Raw genomic sequence first — 23,415 nt, 5'->3', positions numbered from 1 at the left:
ATGAACACGAGAGCCTGTCTGGTGCACTGTCGCCCAGCACAGGCTCTTCGTCATTTGGAGTCCGAGACCCCGCCGCCACGTGCCGTATCGGCAGTGCTGTGTCATTCCAACGGCGTCCTCCGCAGCGATTCGCGATCGGGGCATCACTGGAATGGCATCCCGCCAGACGCGTGAACGGCAGCACGAACTCCCGGTTCCCATCGGCGCCACCGCAAGCGCGCCAGTTCTCACCGGAGACGCACACATGAGCATGTTCAACAAAGTCACCAAGACCTTCCAATGGGGCCCGCATCAGGTCACGATGGAAACCGGCGAAGTGGCGCGCCAGTCGGGCGGCGCCGTCATCGTCGACATCGACGGCACCGTGGTGCTGGCCACCGTGGTGGCACGCAAGGAAGCCAAGCCGGGCCAGGACTTCTTTCCGCTGACCGTCGACTACATCGAGAAGACCTACGCCGCGGGCCGCATCCCCGGCAGCTTCTTCAAGCGTGAAGGCCGCCCGAGCGAGCTCGAGACCCTGACCAGCCGCCTGATCGACCGCCCGATCCGTCCGCTGTTCCCCGAAGGTTTCTTCAATGAAGTGCAGGTCGTGGTGCACGTGCTGAGCCTGAACCCCGAGGTGCAGGCCGACATCGCCGCCCTGATCGCCAGCAGCGCCGCACTGTCGGTGTCGGGCATCCCGTTCAACGGCCCCATCGGCGCCGCGCGCGTGGGCTACATCAACGGCGAATACGTGCTCAACCCGGGCCGTGCCCAGTTGGCCGACAGCAAGCTCGACCTGATCGTGGCCGGCACCGAAGCCGCCGTGCTGATGGTGGAATCCGAGGCCGACCAGCTGTCTGAAGAAATCATGCTGGGTGGCGTGGTCTTCGGCCACGACATGGGCAAGATCGCCATCAGCGCGATCAACGCGCTGGTGCGCGACGCCGGCAAGCCCGAGTGGCAATGGACGGCCCCGGCCAAGGACGAAGCCTTCATCGCCAAGGTCACCGAGCTGGCCGAGCCCAAGCTGCGCGCCGCCTACCAGATCCGCAGCAAGCAGGCCCGCACCCAGGCCTGCCGCGAAGCCACCAGCGAGACCCTGGCCGCCCTCAAGGCCGATGGCCAGGCCTTTGACAGCGTGGCCGTCGAAGGCCTGCTGTTCGAGATCGAGGCGCGCATCGTGCGCGGCCAGATCCTGGCCGGCGAGCCGCGCATCGACGGCCGCGACACGCGCACCGTGCGCCCGATCGAGATCCGCAACAGCGTGCTGCCGCGCACCCACGGCTCGGCGCTGTTCACCCGAGGCGAGACCCAGGCCCTGGTGATCGCCACGCTGGGCACCGAGCAGGACGCGCAGAAGATCGACGCGCTGGCCGGTGAGTACCAGGACCGCTTCCTGTTCCACTACAACATGCCCCCGTTCGCCACCGGCGAAACCGGCCGCGTGGGCAGCCCCAAGCGCCGCGAGATCGGCCACGGCCGTCTGGCCAAGCGCGCCCTGGTGCCGCTGCTGCCGCCCAAGGACGAGTTCCCGTACACGGTGCGCGTGGTCTCCGAGATCACCGAGTCCAACGGTTCTTCCAGCATGGCCTCGGTGTGCGGTGGCTGTCTGGCGCTGATGGACGCCGGCGTGCCGATGAAGGCCCACGTGGCCGGCATCGCCATGGGCCTGATCAAGGAAGGCAACCGCTTCGCGGTGCTGACCGACATCCTGGGCGATGAGGATCACCTCGGCGACATGGACTTCAAGGTGGCTGGCACCACCGCCGGCGTGACCGCCCTGCAGATGGACATCAAGATCCAGGGCATCACCAAGGAGATCATGCAGGTGGCGCTGGCCCAGGCCAAGGAAGCGCGCATGCACATCCTGGGCAAGATGCAGGAAGCCATGGGCGAGGCCAAGGCCGACGTGAGCCAGTTCGCGCCGCGCCTGTACACGATGAAGATCAACCCCGAGAAGATCCGTGACGTGATCGGCAAGGGCGGCGCCACCATCCGTGCGCTGACCGAAGAGACCGGCACCCAGATCGACATCGGCGAAGACGGCACCATCACCATCGCCAGCACCGACGCCGACAAGGCCGCGATCGCCAAGAAGCGCATCGAGGACATCACGGCCGAGGCCGAGGTGGGCGCCATCTACGAAGGCCCGGTCACCAAGATCCTGGACTTCGGCGCGCTGATCAACATCCTGCCCGGCAAGGACGGCCTGCTGCACATCAGCCAGATCGCCCACCAGCGCGTCGAGCGCGTGGAAGACTTCCTCAAGGAAGGCCAGGTCGTGAAGGTCAAGGTGCTCGAGACCGACGAGAAGGGCCGCATCAAGCTGAGCCTGAAGGCCCTGCTCGAGAAGCCCGAGGGCTACGAGGAAGAGCGCTTCGAGCGCCCGCGCCGCGAGTTCGGTGACCGCAACGACCGTGGCCCGCGTGGCGACCGTGGCGACCGTGGCCCGCGCCGCGAGCGCAGCGACCGTGGTGACCGCCCCGAGCGTGCCGAGCAGGCACCGCGCGAGGCCGGCGACAACGCCGCCGGCGGCGAAGGCGCACCGGCCGACGGCCAGGGCCGCGACCCGCACTCGCAGCAGCCCTGAGCCCGCTGCGCCGCCACCCGACTTGCTGACCCCTTGACGCAGGAGCCCAGACCATGCGCGCGATCGAGATCCGGGGCTTTGGTGCGCCCGACGTGCTGGTCGAGACCACCCGGCCCGATCCGGTGCCGGCGGCGGGTGAGCTGCTGGTGCAGGTCACGGCCTCGGGCATCAACCGGCCCGACGTGCTGCAGCGCAAGGGCGCCTATGCGCCCCCGCCCGGCGCGTCGGATCTGCCGGGTCTGGAGATCGCCGGCACCATCGTCGGGGGTGATGCGGCCGAGCTGGCGGCTGCCGGCTGGCGCCTGGGCGACCGCATCTGTGCCCTGGTGGCTGGCGGCGGTTATGCCCAGCGCTGCACCGCCCCGATCGCCCAGTGCCTGCCGGTGCCGGCCGGCCTGAGCGACATCGAGGCGGCGGCGCTGCCGGAGACCTTCTTCACCGTCTGGTCCAACGTGTTCGACCGTGGCGGCCTGCAGGCCGGCGAGACGCTGCTGGTGCAGGGCGGTTCGTCGGGCATCGGCGTCACGGCGATCGCGCTGGCCAAGGCCTTCGGCGCGAAGGTGCTGGTCACCGCCGGCAGTGACGACAAGGTGGCGGCCTGCGTGGCCCTGGGTGCCGATGTCGGCATCAACTACAAGACCCAGGACTTCGTGGCCGAGGTCAAGGCCGCCACCGCTGGCCGGGGTGCCGACGTGGTGCTCGACATGGTGGCCGGCGACTACGTGGCGCGTGAGGTGGCCTGTCTGGCCGACGACGGCCGCATCGTGATCATTGCGGTGCAGGGCGGCGTCCAGAGCGGCTTCAATGCCGGCGACCTGCTGCGCCGGCGGCTGACCATCACCGGCAGCACGCTGCGGCCGCGTCCGGTGGCGTTCAAGGGCGCCATCGCGGCGGCCCTGCGCGCCAGGGTGTGGCCGCTGATCGAGTCCGGCCAGGTCAGGCCGGTGATCCACACCGTGTTCCCGGCGGCCCAGGCAGCGGCCGCCCATGCATTGATGGAGTCCAGCAGGCACGTCGGCAAGATCGTGCTCGACTGGACCGTCTGAAGGAGTACATGACCATGCGACGCAAACTCGTGGCCGGCAACTGGAAGATGCACGGCAGCCATTCGGCCAATGCCGAGCTGCTGGCCGGCATTTCCGCGGCGCGGCCTTTCGGCTGCGATCTGGCGGTGTGCGTGCCGTTCCCGTACCTGTCGGAAACCGCCGTGGCGCTGGCCGGCAGCGATGTGCGCTGGGGCGCGCAAGACTGCTCCGCGCACGAGCAGGGCGCCTACACCGGCGAGGTGTCGGCGGCCATGCTGGCCGAGTTCGGCTGCCGCTATGCCATCGTGGGCCACAGCGAGCGCCGCCAGTACCACGCCGAGACCGATCAGCTGGTGGCCGACAAGGCCAAGGCCGCGCTGGGCCGCGGCATCACGCCCATCGTCTGCGTGGGCGAGACCCTGGCGCAGCGCGAGGCCGGCGAGACCGAGCTGGTGGTCAAGCGCCAGCTCTCGGCCGTGATCCACACGCTGGCGCACTGCGTTGGCGAGATGGTGGTGGCCTACGAGCCGGTGTGGGCCATCGGCACCGGCAAGGTGGCCACGCCCGAGCAGGCGCAGGCCGTGCACGCGCTGCTGCGCGCGCAACTGCGTGCCGCCACGCCGCAGGCCGACGCCATGAAGATCCTCTACGGCGGCAGCATGAAGCCCGACAACGCCGCCACGCTGATGGCCCAGCCCGACATCGACGGTGGCCTGATCGGTGGTGCCAGCCTCAAGTCGGCGGATTTCGTGGCCATCTGCCGCGCCGCCGGCTGACGCGCTCAAGCGCTTGTGGCCCGAGGCGCCAGGACGCCCGGGCGAGACCTTTGGAGAACCAAGAACATGACTATCTGGATCAACCTGGTGCAGGTGCTGCAACTCGTGGCGGCACTGGCCATGATCGGCCTGGTGCTGGTGCAGCACGGCAAGGGCGCCGACATGGGCGCCTCGTTCGGCAGCGGCGCCTCGGGCAGCCTGTTCGGTGCCACCGGCAGTGCCAACTTCCTGTCGCGCAGCACGGCGGTGTGCGCGACGGTGTTTTTCATCTGCACGCTGCTGCTGGCCCTTCTGTCCAACAGCGTCTCGGCCGGCCGTGTGAGCAGCGGCACCAGCGTGCTCGACCGTGCGGCGCCGGCCGCCAGTGCGGCGGCCGCAGCCTCGGCCGTGCCGGCCGCTGCGGCCTCGGCCGTGGGTGGCATTCCGGCCAAGTGATGGGCCAGGCAGGGCCGGCGCCGCAGGTGCCCGGGCTATGCCTTGCGACTGTTTGTCATCAAGCATTCGCGCAAACCCCAAGAAGCCAGCAATCTTCGATATAGAATCTGCGGCTGTTCAGCGAGCAATTCCTCACGCAAGCTGAACGGTCAAGCGGGGCAACGGGCCCCACGATGCCGTCGTGGTGAAATTGGTAGACACGCTATCTTGAGGGGGTAGTGGCGAAAGCTGTGCGAGTTCGAGTCTCGCCGACGGCACCATCGGATTTCTAGGCAGGCCAGGGCTTCATCCGGCCCCTGGTTTGCACGCACCGGCCGCTGTTGCCGGGTGCAGGCGCGGCGCGCTGTCGCGGGCGGTTCACCACTGCGGGCAGGCGCGCCTTTTTTGTGGCCGGATGATCTCTGTCGACCACTGCCGCCGCACACCATGGACCTGCAACAGTACCTCCCTGTCATCCTGTTCATCCTGGTCGGCACGCTTGTCGGCATTGCGCCGCAGGTGCTGGGTTTCCTGCTCGGCCCGCAGCGGCCCGATCCGCAGAAGAACTCGCCCTACGAGTGCGGCTTCGAGGCCTTTGAAGACGCGCGCATGAAGTTCGACGTGCGCTACTACCTCGTGGCCATCCTGTTCATCCTGTTCGACCTGGAAATCGCCTTTCTGTTTCCGTGGGCGGTTTCGCTGCGCGACATCGGTGCGTCAGGCTTCTGGGCGATGATGATCTTCCTGACCATCCTGGTGGTGGGCTTCGTCTACGAATGGAAGAAGGGCGCTCTCGACTGGGAGTGACCGGCCCCGGCCGCACACGCGCAACGTTGGGTACAAGACCAAAAGGACAATACGCATGGGCATCGAAGGCGTTCTGAAGGAAGGCTTCGTCACCACCTCGGTCGACAAGCTGATCAACTGGTCGAAGACCGGTTCGCTGTGGCCGATGACCTTTGGCCTGGCCTGCTGCGCGGTGGAGATGATCCACGCCGGCGCGGCGCGCTACGACATCGACCGCTTCGGCATGCTGTTTCGCCCCAGTCCGCGCCAGAGCGACCTGATGATCGTGGCCGGCACGCTGTGCAACAAGATGGGCCCGGCGCTGCGCAAGGTGTACGACCAGATGGCCGAGCCGCGCTGGGTGCTGAGCATGGGCTCGTGCGCCAATGGCGGCGGTTACTACCACTACAGCTACTCGGTGGTGCGCGGCTGCGACCGCATCGTGCCGGTGGATGTCTACGTGCCGGGCTGCCCGCCCACGGCCGAGGCGCTGCTCTACGGCATCCTGCAACTGCAGGCCAAGATCCGCCGCGAAAACACCATCGCGCGCGCCTGACGCATCCGGGTTCACGCATCCATGACGCAACGTCTCGACAAGCTGCAAGCCGCGCTGCAAGCCGCGCTCGGCGACAAGATCCAGGCCTTCAAGCGCGACCGTGGCGAGATCACGATCACCGTGGCGGCCGCCAACTACCTCAGCGTGTCGCGCCGCCTGCACGACGATCCGTCGCTCAAGTTCGAGCAGCTGATCGACCTGTGCGCGCTCGACTTCAGCAGCTGGAAAGACCAGCCCTGGGAAGGCCCGCGCTACTGCGTGGTGTCGCACCTGATGAGCGTGAGCCTGAACTGGCGCGTGCGCCTGAAGGTGTTTGCGCCCGATGACGAACTGCCGGTGGTGGCCTCGGTCACCGATGTCTGGAGCGGCGCCAACTGGTTCGAGCGCGAAGCCTTCGACATGGTGGGCGTGATTTTTGAAGGCCACATCGACCTGCGCCGCATCCTCACCGACTACGGCTTCATCGGCCACCCGCTGCGCAAGGATTTCCCGGTCTCGGGCCATGTCGAGATGCGCTACGACGCCGAGCAAAAGCGCGTGATCTACCAGCCGGTCACCATCGAGCCCCGCGAGATCACGCCGCGCATCATCCGCGAAGACAACTACGGCGGACTCCACTGACATGGCTGAGATCAAGAACTACACGCTGAACTTCGGCCCCCAGCACCCGGCTGCGCACGGCGTGCTGCGCCTGGTGCTCGAGCTCGATGGCGAAGTCATTCAGCGCGCCGACCCGCACATCGGCCTGCTGCACCGCGCCACCGAGAAGCTGGCCGAGAGCAAGACCTTCATCCAGTCGCTGCCCTACATGGACCGGCTGGACTACGTCTCGATGATGTGCAACGAGCACGCCTACTGCCTGGCCATCGAGAAGCTGATGGGCATCGACGTGCCGATCCGCGCGCAGTACATCCGCGTGATGTTCAGCGAGATCACGCGCCTGCTGAACCATCTGCTGTGGCTGGGCTGCCACGGGCTGGACTGCGGTGCGATGAACATCTGCATCTACTGCTTCCGCGAGCGGGAAGACCTGTTCGACATGTACGAGGCGGTGTCGGGTGCGCGCATGCACGCGGCCTACTTCCGCCCGGGTGGCGTGTACCGCGATCTGCCTGACAGCATGCCGCAGTACCAGGTCAGCAAGATCAAGAACGAGCGCGCGATCAAGGCCCTGAACGCCAACCGCTCGGGCTCGCTGCTGGACTTCATCGACGACTTCACGCAGCGCTTTCCGGCCTTGGTGGACGAGTACGAGACCCTGCTCACCGACAACCGCATCTGGAAGCAGCGCACCGTGGGCATCGGTGTGGTCACGCCCGAGCGTGCGCTGAACCTGGGCTTCACCGGCGCCATGCTGCGTGGATCGGGCATCGAGTGGGATCTGCGCAAGACGCAACCCTACGACGTCTATGACCGCATGGACTTCGACGTGCCGGTGGGCGTCAACGGCGACACCTACGACCGCTATCTGGTGCGCGTGGAAGAGATGCGCCAGTCCAACCGCATCATCAAGCAGTGCGTCGAATGGCTGCGTGCCAACCCGGGCCCGGTGATCACCGCCAACCACAAGGTGGCGCCGCCGTCGCGGGTCGACATGAAGAGCAACATGGAGGAGCTGATCCACCATTTCAAGCTCTTCACCGAAGGTTTCCGCGTGCCCGAAGGCGAGGCCTACGCCGCGGTGGAACACCCCAAGGGCGAGTTCGGCATCTACGTTGTCAGCGACGGTGCCAACAAACCTTACCGCCTGAAGATCCGTGCCCCGGGCTTTGCCCATCTGGCCGCGCTCGACGAGATGAGCCGCGGCCACATGATTGCCGACGCGGTGGCAATCATCGGCACCATGGACATCGTGTTCGGCGAGATCGATCGATGAGCAATCAAGCAGCCACCCCGGCCCAGGCCGTGACATACACGCTGTCGGACGCCACCCGTGCGCGCTTCGACAAGGAAGTCGCCAAGTACCCGGCCGCGCAGCGCCAGTCGGCCGTGATGGCCTGCCTGGCCATCGTGCAGCAGGAAGAAGGCTGGGTCAGCGGTGCGGCCGAGACGGCCATTGCCGTGTACCTGGGCATGGCGCCGATCGCCGTGCGCGAGGTCACCACCTTCTACAACATGTACAACCAGCGCCCGGTGGGGCGCTACAAGCTCAACGTCTGCACCAATCTGCCGTGCCAGCTGCGCGACGGCCAGCAGGCGCTCGAGCATGTGCTGAAGAAGCTGGGCATTGAAGACGGCGGCACAACGCCCGACGGCCTGTTCACCGTGGCCAAGTGCGAATGCCTGGGCGCCTGTGCCGACGCGCCGGTGGCCCTGGTCAATGACCGCCAGATGGTCAGCTTCATGAGCAATGACCGGCTCGACGCGCTGGTCGATCACCTGAAGGCCCAGGCCAAGTGAGCGCGCCCACCATGCTCGATCTCTCGATGTTCCAGGCCCAGGGCGTGGAGACCTGCTTCCACGACCGGCACATCAACCCGCAGATCTATGCCGGCCTGAACGGCGGCAACTGGCATCTGAAGGACTACGAGGCGCGTGGCGGCTACCAGGCGCTGCGCAAGATCCTGGCCGCTGAAGGCGGCATGACGCCCGACCAGGTGGTGGCCGAGGTCAAGGGTTCGGGCCTGCGCGGCCGTGGCGGTGCAGGCTTTCCCACCGGCCTGAAGTGGAGCTTCATGCCTCGCGCATTGCCGGTGCAGAAGTACCTGGTGTGCAACTCCGACGAGGGCGAGCCGGGCACCTGCAAAGACCGCGACATCCTGGTCTACAACCCGCACATCGTCATCGAGGGCATGATCATCGCGGCCTACGCGATGGGCATCTCGGTGGGCTACAACTACATCCACGGCGAGATCTTCGAGGTCTACGATCGCTTCGAGGCGGCTCTTGAAGAGGCGCGTGCCGCGGGCTACCTGGGTGACAACATCCTGGGCAGCCGGCACAGCTTCCAGCTGCACGCGCACCACGGCTTCGGCGCCTACATCTGCGGTGAAGAGACCGCGCTGCTCGAAAGCCTGGAAGGCAAGAAGGGCCAGCCGCGCTTCAAGCCGCCGTTCCCGGCCAGCTTCGGCCTGTACGGCAAGCCCACCACGATCAACAACACCGAAACCTTCGCGGCGGTGCCCTGGATCATCCGCAACGGCGGCCAGGCCTATCTCGAATGCGGCAAGCCGAACAACGGCGGCACCAAGATCTTCTCGATGGTGGGCGACGTGCAGCGCCCCGGCAATTACGAGATCCCGATGGGCACGCCCTTCGCCAAGCTGCTCGAGCTGGCCGGTGGCGTGAAGGGCGGCAAGAAGCTCAAGGCGGTGATTCCCGGTGGCTCGTCGTCGCCGGTGTTGCCCGCCAGCGTGATGATGGACTGCACGATGGACTATGACTCCATCAGCAAGGCCGGCTCGATGCTGGGCTCGGGTGCGGTGATCGTGATGGACGAGACGCGCTGCATGGTCAAGAGCCTGCTGCGCCTGAGCTACTTCTACATGCACGAGTCCTGCGGCCAGTGCACGCCTTGCCGCGAAGGCACCGGCTGGCTGTGGCGCCTGGTGAACCGCATCGAGCACGGCGAAGGCCGCGCCGACGATCTGGCCTTGCTGGACAACGTGGCCGAGAACATCATGGGCCGCACCATCTGTGCGCTGGGCGATGCCGCGGCCATGCCGGTGCGCGGCATGCTCAAGCACTTCCGCGACGAGTTCGTGCACCACCTCGAACACAAGAGCTGCACCGTCCCCGCTTATGTCTGAGGCCCCCACGCTCGGAGTCCCTCGCCGCCCCCTGAAGGGGCTGGCCTTTCTTGAGGTGGGCCGGCGGAAGGCCGTCTGAGCAGAGCAGAGCAACCAATGATCGAAATCGAACTCGACGGCCAGAAGGTCTCGGTGCCCGAAGGCAGCATGGTGATGCATGCCGCCGATGCGGCCGGCACCACCATTCCGCACTTCTGCTACCACCGCAAGCTGTCCATTGCGGCCAACTGCCGCATGTGCCTGGTGGATGTGGAAAAGGCGCCCAAGCCGATGCCGGCCTGCGCCACCCCGGTGACGCAGGGCATGATCGTGCGCACCAAGTCCGACAAGGCGCTCAAGGCCCAGCAGTCGGTGATGGAGTTCCTGCTCATCAACCACCCGCTGGACTGCCCCATCTGCGACCAGGGCGGCGAGTGCCAGCTGCAGGATCTGGCCGTGGGCTACGGCAAGAGCGCCTCGCGCTACCAGGAAGAAAAGCGGGTCGTGTTCCACAAGAACGTGGGCCCGTTGATCTCGATGGAAGAGATGAGCCGCTGCATCCACTGCACCCGCTGCGTGCGCTTCGGGCAGGAGATCTCGGGCGTGATGGAGCTCGGCATGGTGCACCGTGGCGAGCACTCCGAGATCACCACCATGACCGGTGGCACGGTCGACAGCGAGCTGTCGGGCAACATGATCGACATTTGCCCGGTCGGTGCGCTCACCAGCAAGCCCTTCCGCTACAGCGCCCGCACCTGGGAGCTGTCGCGCCGCAAGAGCGTGAGCCCGCATGACAGCACCGGCGCCAACCTGATCGTGCAGGTCAAGAACGGTCAGGTGCTGCGCGTGGTGCCGCTGGAGAACGAGGCCGTCAACGAATGTTGGATCGCCGACCGCGACCGCTTCAGCTACGAGGCCGTCAACAGCGCGCAACGCCTCACCCAGCCGCAGATCAAGCAAGGCGGCCAGTGGCAGACCGTCGACTGGACCACCGCGCTGAACTACGTGGCCGATGGCCTGAAGCGCGTGAAGGCTGAACATGGCGTGGGCGGCATCGGCGCGCTGGCCACGGCCCACCGCACCGTCGAAGAGCTGCACCTGCTGGCCAAGCTGATGCGCGGCTTTGGCAGCGAGAGCATCGACTTCCGCACCCGCCACGCCGATTTCAGCAACCAGGCACCGGCCGGTCAGGCCCAGTGGCTGGGCAGCCCGATCGCCGCGCTGTCCACGCTGGATTGCGCCTTCGTGATTGGCTCGTTCCTGCGCAAGGACCATCCGCTGTTCGCCCAGCGCATCCGCCAGGCCGCGCGCAAGGGCGCTGCGGTGCTGAGCCTGAACGCAGTGCACGACGACTGGGCCATGCCGGTGGCGGCCCAGCTCACCGCGGCGCCGAGCGCCTGGGCCCAGGCCCTGGCCGATGTGGCGGGCTACATTGCCAGCGCCAAGTCGGTGGCGGCCCCGGCGGTCGCGATGGTCAATGCCCAGGCCGAGGCCATCGCCCAGGCGCTGCTGAGCGGTGAACGCAAGGCTGTGCTGCTGGGCAATGCGGCGGCCCAGCATCCCCAGGCCGCCACGCTGCTGGCCCTGGCCCAGTGGATTGCCGAGCACACCGGTGCCAGCGTGGGCTACCTGGGTGCGGCGGCCAACAGCGTGGGCGCGCAGCTGGTCAAGGCGCTGCCCGGCGCCGGCGGCCTGAACGCCGGCCAGATGCTGAGCCAGCCGATGAAGGCACTGCTGCTGCTGGATGTGGAGCCGGTGCTCGACGCCGCCGACGCCGCCGCCGCCCGTGCCGCCATGGCCGGTGCCGGCCTGGTGGTGGCGCTTACCTCGTTCAAGGACGCGGCGGTCGACAACGCCGATGTGCTGCTGCCGATCGCGCCCTTCACCGAGACCGGTGGCGCCTTTGTCAATGCCGAGGGGCGGCTGCAGTCGTTCCACGGTGTCACCAAGCCGCTGGGCGATGCCCGCCCGGCCTGGAAGGTGCTGCGCGTGCTGGGCAACCTGCTCGGCCTCGAGGGCTTCAACCACGAAACCGTGGAAGAGGTTCGCGCCGAGGCCGTGGGGGATGTGGCCGCCATCGCGCAACGCCTGAACAACAGCGCGCCGGGCGCCATCGGCCTGAGCCCGCCGACCACCGGCCTTGAGCGCATTGCCGACGTGCCGATCTATGCCGCCGACGCACTGGTGCGCCGTGCCCCGGCCCTGCAGCACACCGCCGATGCGCAGGCGCCGGTGGTGGGCGTGCCAACCGCGCTGTGGGCCCAGCTGGGTCTGGGTGAGGGCAGCGCGCGGGTCAAGCTGAGCCAGGGCGCTGCCAGCGCGGTGCTGCCGGCGCGGGCGGACGCCACGCTGGCCGCCAATGTGCTGCGCGTGCCCGCCGGCCATGCACTGACGGCCACCCTCGGTGCCATGTTCGGCGCCATCGCGGTGGAGAAAGCCTGAACATGATCGACCAACTCAACCAGGCCGGGGCCTCGCTGATCGGCGCTACGCCGTGGCTCGTGGTCTGGAGCCTGATCAAGATCGTGGCGGTGCTGCTGCCGCTGCTGATCTCGGTGGCCTACCTCACGCTGTGGGAGCGCAAGGGCATCGGCTTCACCCAGCTGCGTCCGGGCCCCAATCGGGTTGGCCCGTTCGGCCTGCTGACCCCGATCGCCGATGCGGTGAAGCTGATCTTCAAGGAGATCATCCGCCCCACCGCCGCCAACAAGGGCCTGTTCTTCCTGGGCCCGGTGATGACCATCATGCCGGCGCTGGCGGCCTGGGCGGTGGTGCCCTTCGGCCCCGAGGTGGCACTGGCCAATGTCAACGCCGGCCTGCTGTTCCTGATGGCCATCACCTCGCTCGAGGTCTACGGCGTGATCATTGCCGGCTGGGCCTCGAACTCGAAGTACGCCTTCCTGGGCGCGCTGCGCGCATCGGCCCAGATGGTGAGCTACGAGATCGCGATGGGCTTCGCGCTGGTGGTGGTGCTGATGGTCACCGGCTCGATGAACATGAGCGAGATCGTCAGCAGCCAGGGGCAGGGCACGATGGCCTCGGCCGGCCTGGGCTTCCTCAGCTGGAACTGGCTGCCGCTGCTGCCGGTGTTCGTCGTGTACTTCATCTCCGGCCTGGCCGAGACCAACCGGCACCCGTTCGACGTGGTGGAAGGCGAGTCGGAGATCGTGGCCGGCCACATGATCGAGTACTCGGGCATGTCGTTCGCGATGTTCTTCCTGGCCGAATACGCCAACATGATCCTGGTCTCGACGCTGTGCGTGATCATGTTCCTGGGTGGCTGGCTGGCACCGGTTGCGTTCCTTGACTTCATCCCCGGCTGGATCTGGCTGGCGGCCAAGGTCTTCGTGGTGGTCACCATGTTCCTGTGGGTGCGGGCCTCGTTCCCGCGCTACCGCTACGACCAGATCATGCGTCTGGGCTGGAAGATCTTCATCCCGGTCACGCTGGTGTGGCTGGTGGTGGTGGGCCTGTGGATGCAGACCCCGTTCAACATCTGGAAGTAAGAGCACCATGGCTTCCCAGACGTCATTGAAAGACTTCGTCTCCAGCTTCATGCTGCTGGAGTTGTTCAAGGGCCTGAAGATCACCGGCAAGTACTTCTGGGCCAAGAAGATCACGGTGCAGTTCCCGGAAGAGAAGACGCCGCTGAGTCCGCGTTTTCGCGGCCTGCATGCGCTGCGCCGCTACGAGAACGGCGAAGAGCGCTGCATTGCCTGCAAGCTGTGCGAGGCGGTGTGCCCGGCGATGGCCATCACCATCGAGGCCGGCGTGCGCGAGGACGGCACGCGCCGCACCACGCGCTACGACATCGACCTGACCAAGTGCATCTTCTGCGGCTTCTGCGAAGAAAGCTGTCCGGTCGACTCGATCGTCGAGACGCACATCTTCGAATACCACGGTGAGAAGCGGGGCGACCTGTACTTCACCAAGGACATGCTGCTCGCAGTGGGCGACCGCTACGAGAAGGACATTGCCGCCAACAAGGAGGCCGACGCCAAGTACCGCTGAGCGCCGCGCTCCAGGCTGCTGCGCCGGCCGATCCTGCATTGGCGATGCGCGCCGTACGGATGTACGGCGTGGCGTCCCGACCCAGGCTCGATCGGCTGGCAAGGCCTGCTGCACGCTGCTCGGTCGCGAAATGAAGCGCACAAGACCATGACAACCACTGGCGCACTGTTCTACTTCTTCTCGGCCGTGCTGCTGTTCGCCTCGTTCCGTGTCATCACGGCGCGGAGCACGGTGCACGCAGCCCTGTTTCTGGTGCTGGCGTTCGCCAACGCCTCCGTCATCTGGATGCTGCTGAAAGCCGAGTTCCTGGCCATCACGCTGGTGCTGGTGTATGTGGGCGCGGTGATGGTGCTGTTCCTGTTCGTGGTGATGATGCTCGATCTGAACTCGGATGACTTCCGGGAGGGCTTCTGGAAGCACATGCCGCTGGCCGGCCTGATCGGCGCGGTGATCGCGCTCGAGATGGCCATGGTGCTGATGGGCGGCTTCCGGCTCACCGAGGCGCCGGCGCTCGACCCCGCGTTGGCCAAGCTGGGCAACACCCGCCTGCTGGGCATCGAGATCTACACCAAGTACCTGTACCCGGTGCAGCTGGCCGCGGTGCTGCTGCTGGTGGCCATCGTGGCCGCGGTGGCGCTCACGCTGCGCCGCCGCAAGGACAGCCGCTACCTGGACCCGGCCGAGCAGGTCAAGGCCCGCAAGGCCGACCGCGTGCGCATCGTCAAGATGCCGGCCGTGGTCGACGCACCGGCCGCCGCCGCAGCCGCCGCTGGCGAGGAGAAGAAGGCATGAGTCTCGGTTCCATCACGCTGGGCCACTACCTGTCGCTGGGTGGCCTGCTGTTCGCGCTGTCGGTGATCGGCATCTACATGAACCGGCGCAACCTGATCGTGCTGCTGATGGCCATCGAGCTGATGCTGCTGGCGGTCAACATGAACTTCGTGGCCTTCTCGCACTATCTGGGCGACATGGGCGGCCAGGTGTTCGTGTTCTTCATCCTCACGGTGGCGGCGGCCGAATCGGCCATCGGCCTGGCGATCCTGGTGGTGTTGTTCCGCAACCGCGCCACGATCAACGTCGCCGAACTCGACACGCTCAAGGGCTGAGGCGGGGCACGGTAGAACAACATGGCTGCACAACTGAACCCCACGCTGCTGCTGGCAGTGCCGCTGGCACCGCTGGTCGGCGCCACGCTCGCCGGCTTCTTCGGCAAGGCCATCGGCCGCGCCGGAGCGCACACCGTCACCATCCTGGGCGTGCTGGTCGCCCTGGTGATCTCGGTGATGACGCTCAACGATGTCATCCACGGCGCCCGCTACTCGGGCACCGTGTACGAATGGATGGTGCTTGGCGACTTCAAGATGGAAGTCGGCTTCCTGGTCGATGGTCTCACCGCGATGATGATGTGCGTGGTGACCTTCGTGTCGCTGATGGTGCACGTCTACACCATCGGCTACATGCACGAGGATCCGGGCTACCAGCGCTTCTTCGCCTACATCTCGCTGTTCACCTTCTCGATGCTCATGCTGGTGATGAGCAACAACTTCCTGCAGCTGTTCTTCGGCTGGGAAGCCGTGGGCCTGGTGTCGTACCTGCTGATCGGCTTCTGGTACACCAAGCCGACGGCCATCTTCGCCAACATGAAGGCCTTCCTGGTCAACCGGGTGGGCGACTTCGGCTTCATCCTGGGCATCGGCCTGCTGGCCGCCTACGCCGGCACGCTGAACTACGGCGAGACCTTCGCCAAGGCCAACGATCTGGCCAGGCTGCTGTTCCCGGGCACCGACTGGATGCTGATCACGGTGGCCTGCATCTGCCTGTTCATCGGCGCCATGGGCAAGAGCGCGCAGTTCCCGCTGCATGTGTGGCTGCCCGATTCGATGGAAGGTCCGACCCCGATCTCGGCGCTGATCCACGCCGCCACCATGGTGACGGCCGGCATCTTCATGGTGGCGCGCATGTCGCCGCTGTTCGAACTGAGCGACACGGCGCTGAACTTCGTGCTGGTGATCGGCGCGATCACCGCCTTGTTCATGGGCTTCCTGGGCATCATCCAGAACGACATCAAGCGCGTGGTGGCCTACTCCACGCTGTCGCAGCTGGGCTACATGACCGTGGCGCTGGGCGTCTCGGCCTACTCGGTGGCGGTGTTCCACCTGATGACCCACGCGTTCTTCAAGGCGCTGCTGTTCCTGGGCGCCGGCTCGGTGATCATGGGCATGCACCACGATCAGGACATCCGCAACATGGGTGGCCTGTGGAAGCACATGAAGATCACCTGGATCACCTCGCTGCTGGGCAGCCTGGCGCTGATCGGCACGCCGTTCTTCGCCGGCTTCTATTCGAAGGATTCGATCATCGAGGCGGTGCATGCCAGCCGTCTGCCGGCTGCGCACTGGGCCTACTACGCGGTGGTGGCCGGGGTGTTCGTCACCGCCTTCTACTCGTTCCGGATGTACTTCCTGGTCTTCCACGGCAAGGAGCACTTCCACCACAAGCCGTTCCCGCCGGAAGACGCGCACGACGATCACCACGACGACCACGGCCATGGCCACGACCACACGCCGCACGAGTCGCCCTGGGTGGTGACACTGCCACTGGTGCTGCTGGCCATCCCTTCGGTGGTGATCGGCTACCTGGCCATCCAGCCGATGCTGTACGGCGACTTCTTCAAGGACTCGATCTTTGTCGACCTGTCGCGCCATCCGGCCATGGCCGAGCTGGCCCAGCACTTCCATGGCGCTGCCGCCATGGCGGTGCACGGCGTGCAGACGCTGCCGTTCTGGTTGGCGCTGGGCGGGGTGGTCACGGCCTATGTGTTCTACATGGTCGCGCCGGCCATCCCGGCGATGTTTGCCCGCGTGCTGCGGCCGCTGATCGTGGTGCTCGAGAACAAGTACTTCTTCGACTGGTTCAACGAGCATGTGCTGTCGGCCGGGGCGCGCCTGCTGGGTCGCGGCCTGTGGAAGGGCGGCGACCAGGCGGTGATCGACGGCCTGCTGATCAACGGCTCGGCGCGCCTGGTGGGCGTGGTGGCCGGCCTCACCCGGCTGGTGCAGACCGGTCACCTCTATTGGTATGCCCTGGTGATGCTGCTGGGCGTGTTCGGCCTGCTGACCTGGCAATTGTGGCCGGCGCTGTCCGGCATGGCCGGCCACTGATCGGGCAGGGCGGAGAACAAGAATGGGCTTTGGTCTTCTGAGTGTTTCAATCTGGCTGCCGATCGCGTTCGGCATCCTGCTGCTGGCCATCGGCCGCGACGACAACGCGGTCACGGTGCGCCGGGTGGCGCTGCTGGGCGCGCTGATCAGCTTTCTGGTCACGCTGCCGCTGATCACGGGCTTCCAGCTCGACACCGCGGCGCTGCAGTTCCAGGAGAACCTGCCGTGGATCGAGCGCTTCAATGTGCGCTACCACCTGGGCGTGGACGGCATCTCGGTGTGGTTCGTGCTGCTCACCGCGTTCATCACGGTGATCGTGGTCATCGCCGCGTGGGAGGTCATCACCGACCGCGTGCACCAGTACATGGGCGCGTTCCTGATCCTGTCGGGCCTGATGGTGGGCGTGTTCAGCGCGGCCGACGGCCTGCTGTTCTACGTGTTCTTCGAGGCCACGCTGCTGCCGATGTACATCATCATCGGCATCTGGGGTGGCCCGCGCCGGGTGTATGCGGCGTTCAAGTTCTTCCTGTACACGCTGGCCGGCTCGCTGCTGATGCTGGTGGCGCTGATCTACCTGTACTACAAGTCGGGTGGCAGCTTCGACATCGCCACCTGGCACAAGCTGCCGCTGCCGCTGAACGTGCAGGCGCTGCTGTTCTTCGCCTTCTTCGCGGCCTTCTCGGTCAAGGTGCCGATGTGGCCGGTGCACACCTGGCTGCCCGATGCCCACGTCGAGGCGCCCACCGGCGGCTCGGTGGTGCTGGCGGCCATCATGCTGAAGCTGGGCGCCTACGGCTTTCTGCGCTTTTCGATGCCCATCGCGCCCGATGCCTCGCGTGAGTACGACTGGTTCATCATCGCCCTGAGCCTGATCGCGGTGATCTACATCGGCTTGGTGGCGTTGGTGCAGCAGGACATGAAGAAGCTGGTGGCCTATTCGTCCATCGCGCACATGGGCTTCGTGACACTGGGCTTCTTCGTCTTCAACGAGCTCGGCGTCTCGGGCGCCATCGTGCAGATGATCAGCCACGGCTTCGTCTCGGGTGCCATGTTCCTGGCCATCGGCGTGCTCTATGACCGGGTGCACAGCCGCGACATCGCCACCTACGGCGGGGTGGTCAACACCATGCCCAAGTTCGCGGCCTTCGCCCTGTTCTTCGCCATGGCCAACTGCGGCCTGCCGGCCACCGGCGGCTTTGTCGGCGAGTGGATGGTGATCCTGGGCACGGTGAAGGTGAACTTCTGGCTGGGTGCGCTGGCTGCCACCGCGCTGGTGTTCGGTGCCGCCTACACGCTGTGGATGTACAAGCGCGTGTACTTCGGCCCGATCACCAACGACGAGGTGCGCCAGCTCACCGACCTGAACGCCCGCGAGTTTTTGCTGATGGCGGTGCTGGCGATCGCCACGCTGTGGATGGGTGTGTATCCCAAGCCCTTCACCGACGTGATGCACACCTCGGTGACCGAGCTGCTCAAGCACGTGGCCGCCTCCAAGCTGCAATGAGTTCGGCCCAGCTTCAGCACCAGGACCCAAGAACATGAATGCAATGAACTGGCTCGTCGTCTACCCCGAGGCGCTGCTGCTGCTGGTGGCCTGCGCCGTGGCGATGCTCGACCTGTTCGTCACCGACGAGCAGCGCCGCCCCACCTTCTGGCTGGCCCAGCTGGGCCTGGCCGCCGTGGCCGCCATGCACCTGGCGTACTACAACGACGGCGCCACCGTGTACGGCATGCAGCGCATGATGGTCAGCGACCCGATGGGGCACCTGCTGGCCTTCTTCGCGGTGGTGGCCACGATGGTGTCGATCGCCTACGCGCAGCCCTACATCGCCGCACGCGACATGCTCAAGGGCGAGTTCTTCTCGCTGTCGCTGTTTGCGTTGCTGGGCATCGCGGTGATGGTCTCGGCCAACAACTTCCTGGTGGTCTACATCGGCCTCGAGCTGATGAGCCTGTCGCTGTATGCGCTGGTGGCGCTGCGCCGTGACCATGGCGTGTCCACCGAGGCGGCCATGAAGTACTTCGTGCTGGGCGCGCTGGCCTCGGGCTTCCTGCTCTACGGCCTGTCGATGATGTACGGCGCCACCCGGTCTCTCGAGATCAACGAGGTCTTCGCTGCCATCGGCACCGGCCGCATTAACGCCACGGTGCTGACCTTCGGCGTGGTCTTCGTGGTGGCCGGCCTGGCCTTCAAGCTGGGCGTGGTGCCGTTCCACATGTGGGTGCCTGATGTCTACCAGGGCGCGCCCACGGCGGTCACGCTGATGATCGGCGGCGCGCCCAAGCTGGCGGCTTTTGCCATCACCATCCGCCTGCTGGTGGAGGGCATGCTGGGCCTGGCGGTCGACTGGCAGCAGATGATGGTGGTGCTGGCGGTGTGCTCGCTGGTGGTGGGCAACCTGGCGGCCATTGCGCAGACCAATCTGAAGCGCATGCTGGCCTACTCCACCATCTCGCAGATGGGCTTCATGCTGCTGGGCATGACCGCCGGCGTGGTCAACAACAACACGCTGTCGGCCGGCAACGCCTACTCGTCGGCGATGTTCTATGCCGTGACCTACGTGATCACCACGCTGGGCACCTTCGGCCTGATCATGTTCCTCAGCCGCCAGGGTTTCGAGGCCGAGGAGATCTCCGATCTGTCCGGCCTCAACAAGCGCTCGCCGTGGCTGGCCGGCATGATGTCGATCTTCATGTTCTCGCTGGCCGGCCTGCCGCCGATGGTGGGCTTCTACGCCAAGTTGGCCATCCTGCAGGCGCTGATCACCACCAACCTGCCGTTCTACATCGGCCTGGCCGTGGCGGCGGTGCTGCTGAGCCTGATCGGCGCCTTCTACTACCTGCGGGTGGTGAAGGTGATGTACTTCGATGCCCCCACCGATGCCTCGCGCCCGGTGCGCGGCAGCGGCATCAGCGCGCTGCTGGCACTCAATGGTGCGGCCGTGCTGGGCTTCGGCCTGCTGCCGGGTGGTCTGATGGGCATGTGCCGCGACGCCATCCTGCGCGCGCTGGCGACTTGATCCCCGCCCGCCACGCCTTCGGCGCCACACCTGCAGCGGGCCGGCGCCGGCGCGCCGCCCGGGCCGGTATCGCGGCGGCTGTCCGGCGGGTGTTGGCGCTTGCAGGGGCTCGGCCATGAACAGCACCCTGGCCGTCTGGCTGCTGCTGTTGCTGGGCTTTGTCACCGCCAACCTGCCGTTCTTCAGCGAGCGTGTGCTGCTGCTGGGCCCGCTGCGGCCGAAGAAGGCGCTGGGCTGGCGCCTGCTCGAGCTGCTGCTGCTCACCGGCCTGACCGTTGGCGTGGGCATGCTGATCGAGGCCCGCATCGGCCAGCGCAGCCCGCAAGGCTGGCCGTTCTACGCCGTGGCGCTGTGCCTGATGCTGACCTTCGCCTTTCCCGGCTTCACCTGGCGCTATCTGCGCCGTGGCCGCGATGACTGAGCGCGGCGCGCCGCCGCCGCAGCCAGGCTGCGAGCCGCACCTGGTGGAGCATTTCAGCCAGGGCGAGCGCGTGTTTGACGGCCGCCTGCTGCAGGTGCGCCGCGACACGATCACGCTGTCCACCGGCGAGCCCGCCACGCGCGAGTACATCGTGCACCCTGGCGCGGTGATGGTGGTGCCGCTGCTCGACGATGGCCGCCTGGTGATGGAGCGGCAGTTTCGCTACCCGCTCGGCCGGGTGCTGATCGAGTTTCCGGCCGGCAAGCTCGACCCCGGTGAAAGCGTCTTGGCCTGCGCCCAGCGCGAGCTGGCCGAAGAAACCGGCTACCGCGCCGCCGAATGGGCGCGGGCCGGGCTGATCCACAACGCCTGCGCCTACTCCACCGAAGGCATCGAGCTGTGGTTTGCGCGCGGCCTCAGCCTGGGCGAGCGCCAGCTCGACCACGGCGAGCACATCGACCTGCTGCTGCTCGGCGTGGCCGAGCTCGACGCGCTGGCCGCCCGCGGCGAGATCACCGACGCCAAGACCCTGATCGGCCTGCAATGGCTGCAGCGCTGGCAGGCCGGCGCCTGGCAACTCGCCTGGCAAGCCACGGCCTGAAACGGCCGGGCCGATAATGGCACCACGATGAAGGTGCTTGACCTCTGCTGTGCCCATGGCCATGGCTTCGAAGGCTGGTTCGCCTCGGAAGACGACTTCCAGGCCCAGCTGTCGGGCGGCCTGCTCGAATGCCCGCTGTGCGCCGACCGGCTGATCTCGCGCCGCCCGAGCGCGCCGCGGCTGAATCTTTCGGGTGCACGCGAACCGGCCGCGGCCGGCACCACGGCTGCCGCGCCACCCGCGCCGGCTGCCGGTGCGGCCGCCGCAGCGGCCGGCCACCAGCCCCCCGCCGCGCTGCAGGCGCTGTGGCTGCAGGCCGTGAAGCATGTGCTCGACAGCACGGTGGACGTGGGCGAACGGTTCCCTGAAGAAGTTCGGCGCATCCACTACGGCGAAACCGAGCACCGCGGCATCCGCGGCCAGGCCACGCCCGAGCAGCGCGCCGAGCTGGCCGACGAGGGCATCGAGGTGATGGCCCTGCCCATGCCCGCCGGGCTGAAGGGGCCGGTGCAGTGACCCGCCGGTGCGCGCAGCGCCGGCAGCCGCTGGGCCCGCGCGGCGCCGGCTGAGCCGCACCGCCCGCCGGCGCCCACCCACCCGCCCACCCACCCACCATGCCCCAGCCGATGGCCTTGCTGATCGAGGCCGGCCTGCGCGGTGGCTTTGTGGCCTGATGGGTCTGCTGGCTTGGCGGCTGGCCCATGTGCCGGGCCAGACCGCCACCCGCCTGGGCCTGGCCATGTGCATCGGCGCGGCAGCCTATGCGCTGCAGGCACCGCAGGCCGCGCTGGCCGCGCAGGGCCAGCTGCTGCCCTGGCAATGGCCGCTGCAGGCCTTGATGAACGGCAACCCGGTGGTGATGTGGCTGCTGGCCTGCGCGCTGTTCGACGACGCCTTTCGCCTGCGCCCCTGGCATGGCCTGCTGTGGCTGGCCTGGGTGCTGATGAGCGTGGGCAACTGCGTGTTCTGGCGGCAGCCGGCGCTGGGCTGGCTGGCCGCGTCGGGCCCGATCGTGTTCTCGCTGGCGGCCCTGTGGCCGATGCTGCGCAGCTGGCGCGGCGATCTGGTGGAGCAGCGCATGCACTGGCGGCTGCGCATCCTGGTGGTGACGCTGGGCTACAGCGTGCTGGCCGCGCTGGCCGGCATACCGGCCAGCACCGTGCCGCTGTCGGCCGGGGTGGGGCTGCTGGATGCGGCTGCGTTGTTGGGCGTGGGTGGGGTGGTTGCGGCGGCCGTGCTGGATCTGCGCGCCGGCTTCTGGATCGTGCCCGAGGTGTCGACGGCCCGGGCCGGCATGCCGCAATCGCCAGGGTCCGGCATGCCGCAACCGCCAGGGGGCGGAGGGGCCGCTGCGCCGGTGGCGACGGCCATGACCCGCGGCGTGGTGATGCCCGGCGCATCCGATGCCGTGGTGGGTCTGGCCGCGCCGGCGCCGGCGCAGTCCTTGGCGCCTGACGCCACTGCCGCCGTGGTGGCCACTGCCGTGGGCGCCACCACTGCCGTGGGCGCCGCCACCGCCACCGCCACCGCCGCCGCCGCCATCGCGTCCATGGCCAACCCGGCCGACAGGGCCGTGCCCGGTGCCGATGGATCGGCCCTTGCACCCGCCACCGTGGCCGACCCCGGCGCCCTGGCGCGGCTGTTGCGCGCCATGCAGCAGGAGCAGATCTACCGCCGCGAGGGCCTCACCATCGGCGGGCTGGCTGCGCACCTGGGCCTGCCCGAGTACCGGTTGCGCCGGGTGATCAACGGCCAGCTTGGCCACCGCAACTTCAACGCCTACCTGAACGGCCACCGCATTGCCTGGGCCCGCGCGGCCTTGGCCGATCCGGCCCGCGCGGCCACGCCGGTGCTCACGCTGGCGCTGGAGGCCGGGTTTCAGTCGCTCGGCCCGTTCAATCGCGCGTTCAAGGCCGACACCGGACTCACGCCCACCGAGTTTCGGGCCCAGGCGCTGGCTGGCGAGGGTGGCGCGTGTGAGCCTGGGTGAGGGCGTGCGCGTGCGCGTGCGCGTAGGCGCGGGCCCGGGAGCGGCGGGCGAGGGCGAGGGCGAGGGCGAGGGCGAGGGCGAGGGCGAGGGCGAGGGCGCGCGGGGCTGAGCGGTGCTGCAACCCGCCCGGCGGTGGCCAGCGGCAGCGATCCGCGGCGCGTGCTGGCGCCGCCGCTGAGCTGCCACTCGCCGATGCCAACAAGGCTGGCTGATTTTGACAATCGGCGCGTCGCACGCCAGGCATCGGCCAGCGGGAGCCGCCCGGTGCGGGCAGGCTGCGGCCCATCGTCACCAACCCATTGCGCCGGGCCATGAACCATGCCCTGAACCGAGCCGAGACCCTTGCCCAACACC

The 23,415-nt window shown here is 67.4% G+C and carries 23 protein-coding genes and 1 tRNA gene; all 24 read left to right on the top strand.

Annotated elements, in window-relative coordinates; translation table 11 throughout:
- The first annotated feature begins 244 nt into the window (after positions 1 to 244).
- The 24 genes from pnp to N4G63_RS12350 all read left to right on the top strand — a co-directional run bounded on the left by pnp (position 245) and on the right by N4G63_RS12350 (position 23,170).
- Positions 245 to 2,572 (top strand): polyribonucleotide nucleotidyltransferase, encoded by a 2,328-nt coding sequence (gene pnp / locus N4G63_RS12465; protein WP_260785806.1) that lies wholly within the window; start codon positions 245 to 247, stop codon positions 2,570 to 2,572.
- A gap of 53 nt (positions 2,573 to 2,625) precedes the next feature.
- Positions 2,626 to 3,618, top strand: coding sequence for an NAD(P)H-quinone oxidoreductase (locus N4G63_RS12460; protein WP_260785805.1), 993 nt, complete (start codon positions 2,626 to 2,628; stop codon positions 3,616 to 3,618).
- 14 nt (positions 3,619 to 3,632) lie between these two features.
- Complete coding sequence (gene tpiA, locus N4G63_RS12455; RefSeq protein ID WP_260785804.1) at positions 3,633 to 4,373, top strand: triose-phosphate isomerase; 741 nt, start codon at positions 3,633 to 3,635, stop codon at positions 4,371 to 4,373.
- Positions 4,374 to 4,439: 66 nt separating this feature from the next.
- Entirely contained in the window at positions 4,440 to 4,808 is a 369-nt protein-coding gene (secG, locus tag N4G63_RS12450; RefSeq protein WP_260785803.1) for a preprotein translocase subunit SecG, read from the top strand.
- Positions 4,809 to 4,983: 175 nt separating this feature from the next.
- Positions 4,984 to 5,068: transfer RNA gene (locus N4G63_RS12445), tRNA-Leu, on the top strand.
- Positions 5,069 to 5,234: 166 nt separating this feature from the next.
- Positions 5,235 to 5,594 (top strand): NADH-quinone oxidoreductase subunit A, encoded by a 360-nt coding sequence (locus N4G63_RS12440; protein ID WP_314599751.1) that lies wholly within the window; start codon positions 5,235 to 5,237, stop codon positions 5,592 to 5,594.
- Positions 5,595 to 5,649: 55 nt separating this feature from the next.
- Positions 5,650 to 6,129 carry a NuoB/complex I 20 kDa subunit family protein gene (locus tag N4G63_RS12435; RefSeq protein ID WP_260785801.1) on the top strand — a complete coding sequence of 160 codons (480 nt, stop codon included), beginning with the start codon at positions 5,650 to 5,652 and terminating at the stop codon, positions 6,127 to 6,129.
- A 21-nt stretch (positions 6,130 to 6,150) separates the two neighbouring features.
- Complete coding sequence (locus N4G63_RS12430; RefSeq protein ID WP_260785800.1) at positions 6,151 to 6,750, top strand: NADH-quinone oxidoreductase subunit C; 600 nt, start codon at positions 6,151 to 6,153, stop codon at positions 6,748 to 6,750.
- A 1-nt stretch (position 6,751) separates the two neighbouring features.
- Complete coding sequence (locus tag N4G63_RS12425) at positions 6,752 to 8,005, top strand: NADH-quinone oxidoreductase subunit D (RefSeq protein ID WP_260785799.1); 1,254 nt, start codon at positions 6,752 to 6,754, stop codon at positions 8,003 to 8,005.
- Complete coding sequence (locus N4G63_RS12420) at positions 8,002 to 8,529, top strand: NADH-quinone oxidoreductase subunit NuoE family protein (protein WP_260785798.1); 528 nt, start codon at positions 8,002 to 8,004, stop codon at positions 8,527 to 8,529. Before N4G63_RS12425 ends, N4G63_RS12420 begins: the two co-directional genes overlap by 4 nt.
- 11 nt (positions 8,530 to 8,540) lie before the next feature.
- A complete protein-coding gene (gene nuoF, locus N4G63_RS12415) occupies positions 8,541 to 9,878 on the top strand; it encodes an NADH-quinone oxidoreductase subunit NuoF (RefSeq protein WP_260786684.1) in 1,338 nt (445 codons plus the stop codon).
- A 96-nt stretch (positions 9,879 to 9,974) separates the two neighbouring features.
- On the top strand, positions 9,975 to 12,299 hold the full coding sequence (gene nuoG / locus N4G63_RS12410; RefSeq protein WP_260785797.1) for an NADH-quinone oxidoreductase subunit NuoG: 2,325 nt from the start codon (positions 9,975 to 9,977) through the stop codon (positions 12,297 to 12,299).
- A gap of 2 nt (positions 12,300 to 12,301) precedes the next feature.
- Complete coding sequence (gene nuoH, locus N4G63_RS12405; protein ID WP_260785796.1) at positions 12,302 to 13,363, top strand: NADH-quinone oxidoreductase subunit NuoH; 1,062 nt, start codon at positions 12,302 to 12,304, stop codon at positions 13,361 to 13,363.
- A gap of 7 nt (positions 13,364 to 13,370) precedes the next feature.
- A complete protein-coding gene (gene nuoI, locus N4G63_RS12400; protein ID WP_260785795.1) occupies positions 13,371 to 13,868 on the top strand; it encodes an NADH-quinone oxidoreductase subunit NuoI in 498 nt (165 codons plus the stop codon).
- A gap of 147 nt (positions 13,869 to 14,015) precedes the next feature.
- Complete coding sequence (locus tag N4G63_RS12395) at positions 14,016 to 14,660, top strand: NADH-quinone oxidoreductase subunit J (RefSeq protein WP_260785794.1); 645 nt, start codon at positions 14,016 to 14,018, stop codon at positions 14,658 to 14,660.
- Positions 14,657 to 14,974 carry an NADH-quinone oxidoreductase subunit NuoK gene (nuoK, locus tag N4G63_RS12390; RefSeq protein WP_260785793.1) on the top strand — a complete coding sequence of 106 codons (318 nt, stop codon included), beginning with the start codon at positions 14,657 to 14,659 and terminating at the stop codon, positions 14,972 to 14,974. Before N4G63_RS12395 ends, nuoK begins: the two co-directional genes overlap by 4 nt.
- A 21-nt stretch (positions 14,975 to 14,995) precedes the next feature.
- Positions 14,996 to 17,029 carry an NADH-quinone oxidoreductase subunit L gene (nuoL, locus tag N4G63_RS12385; protein WP_260785792.1) on the top strand — a complete coding sequence of 678 codons (2,034 nt, stop codon included), beginning with the start codon at positions 14,996 to 14,998 and terminating at the stop codon, positions 17,027 to 17,029.
- Positions 17,030 to 17,051: 22 nt separating this feature from the next.
- Positions 17,052 to 18,533, top strand: coding sequence for an NADH-quinone oxidoreductase subunit M (locus N4G63_RS12380; protein ID WP_260785791.1), 1,482 nt, complete (start codon positions 17,052 to 17,054; stop codon positions 18,531 to 18,533).
- A gap of 34 nt (positions 18,534 to 18,567) precedes the next feature.
- A complete protein-coding gene (gene nuoN, locus N4G63_RS12375; RefSeq protein ID WP_260785790.1) occupies positions 18,568 to 20,049 on the top strand; it encodes an NADH-quinone oxidoreductase subunit NuoN in 1,482 nt (493 codons plus the stop codon).
- A gap of 115 nt (positions 20,050 to 20,164) precedes the next feature.
- The gene (locus tag N4G63_RS12370) at positions 20,165 to 20,470 is read left to right on the top strand and encodes a DUF2818 family protein (protein WP_260785789.1); all 306 of its coding nucleotides are present in this window, start codon (positions 20,165 to 20,167) and stop codon (positions 20,468 to 20,470) included.
- Positions 20,463 to 21,071, top strand: a complete 609-nt coding sequence (locus tag N4G63_RS12365) for an NUDIX domain-containing protein (RefSeq protein ID WP_260786683.1) — start codon at positions 20,463 to 20,465, stop codon at positions 21,069 to 21,071. Before N4G63_RS12370 ends, N4G63_RS12365 begins: the two co-directional genes overlap by 8 nt.
- 27 nt (positions 21,072 to 21,098) lie before the next feature.
- Positions 21,099 to 21,587 (top strand): DUF1178 family protein, encoded by a 489-nt coding sequence (locus tag N4G63_RS12360; protein ID WP_260785788.1) that lies wholly within the window; start codon positions 21,099 to 21,101, stop codon positions 21,585 to 21,587.
- A 157-nt stretch (positions 21,588 to 21,744) separates the two neighbouring features.
- On the top strand, positions 21,745 to 23,061 hold the full coding sequence (locus N4G63_RS12355) for a helix-turn-helix domain-containing protein (RefSeq protein WP_314599750.1): 1,317 nt from the start codon (positions 21,745 to 21,747) through the stop codon (positions 23,059 to 23,061).
- A complete protein-coding gene (locus N4G63_RS12350) occupies positions 23,048 to 23,170 on the top strand; it encodes a hypothetical protein (RefSeq protein WP_260785786.1) in 123 nt (40 codons plus the stop codon). The genes N4G63_RS12355 and N4G63_RS12350 overlap by 14 nt, the downstream gene beginning before the upstream one ends.
- Positions 23,171 to 23,415 lie beyond the last annotated feature (245 nt).

It is taken from the genome of Aquabacterium sp. OR-4 (genome assembly GCF_025290835.2).
Classification (GTDB): domain Bacteria; phylum Pseudomonadota; class Gammaproteobacteria; order Burkholderiales; family Burkholderiaceae_C; genus Pseudaquabacterium.
Note: the sequence above shows the minus strand (reverse complement) of the source record. Positions and strands in the feature narration are given on the sequence as shown.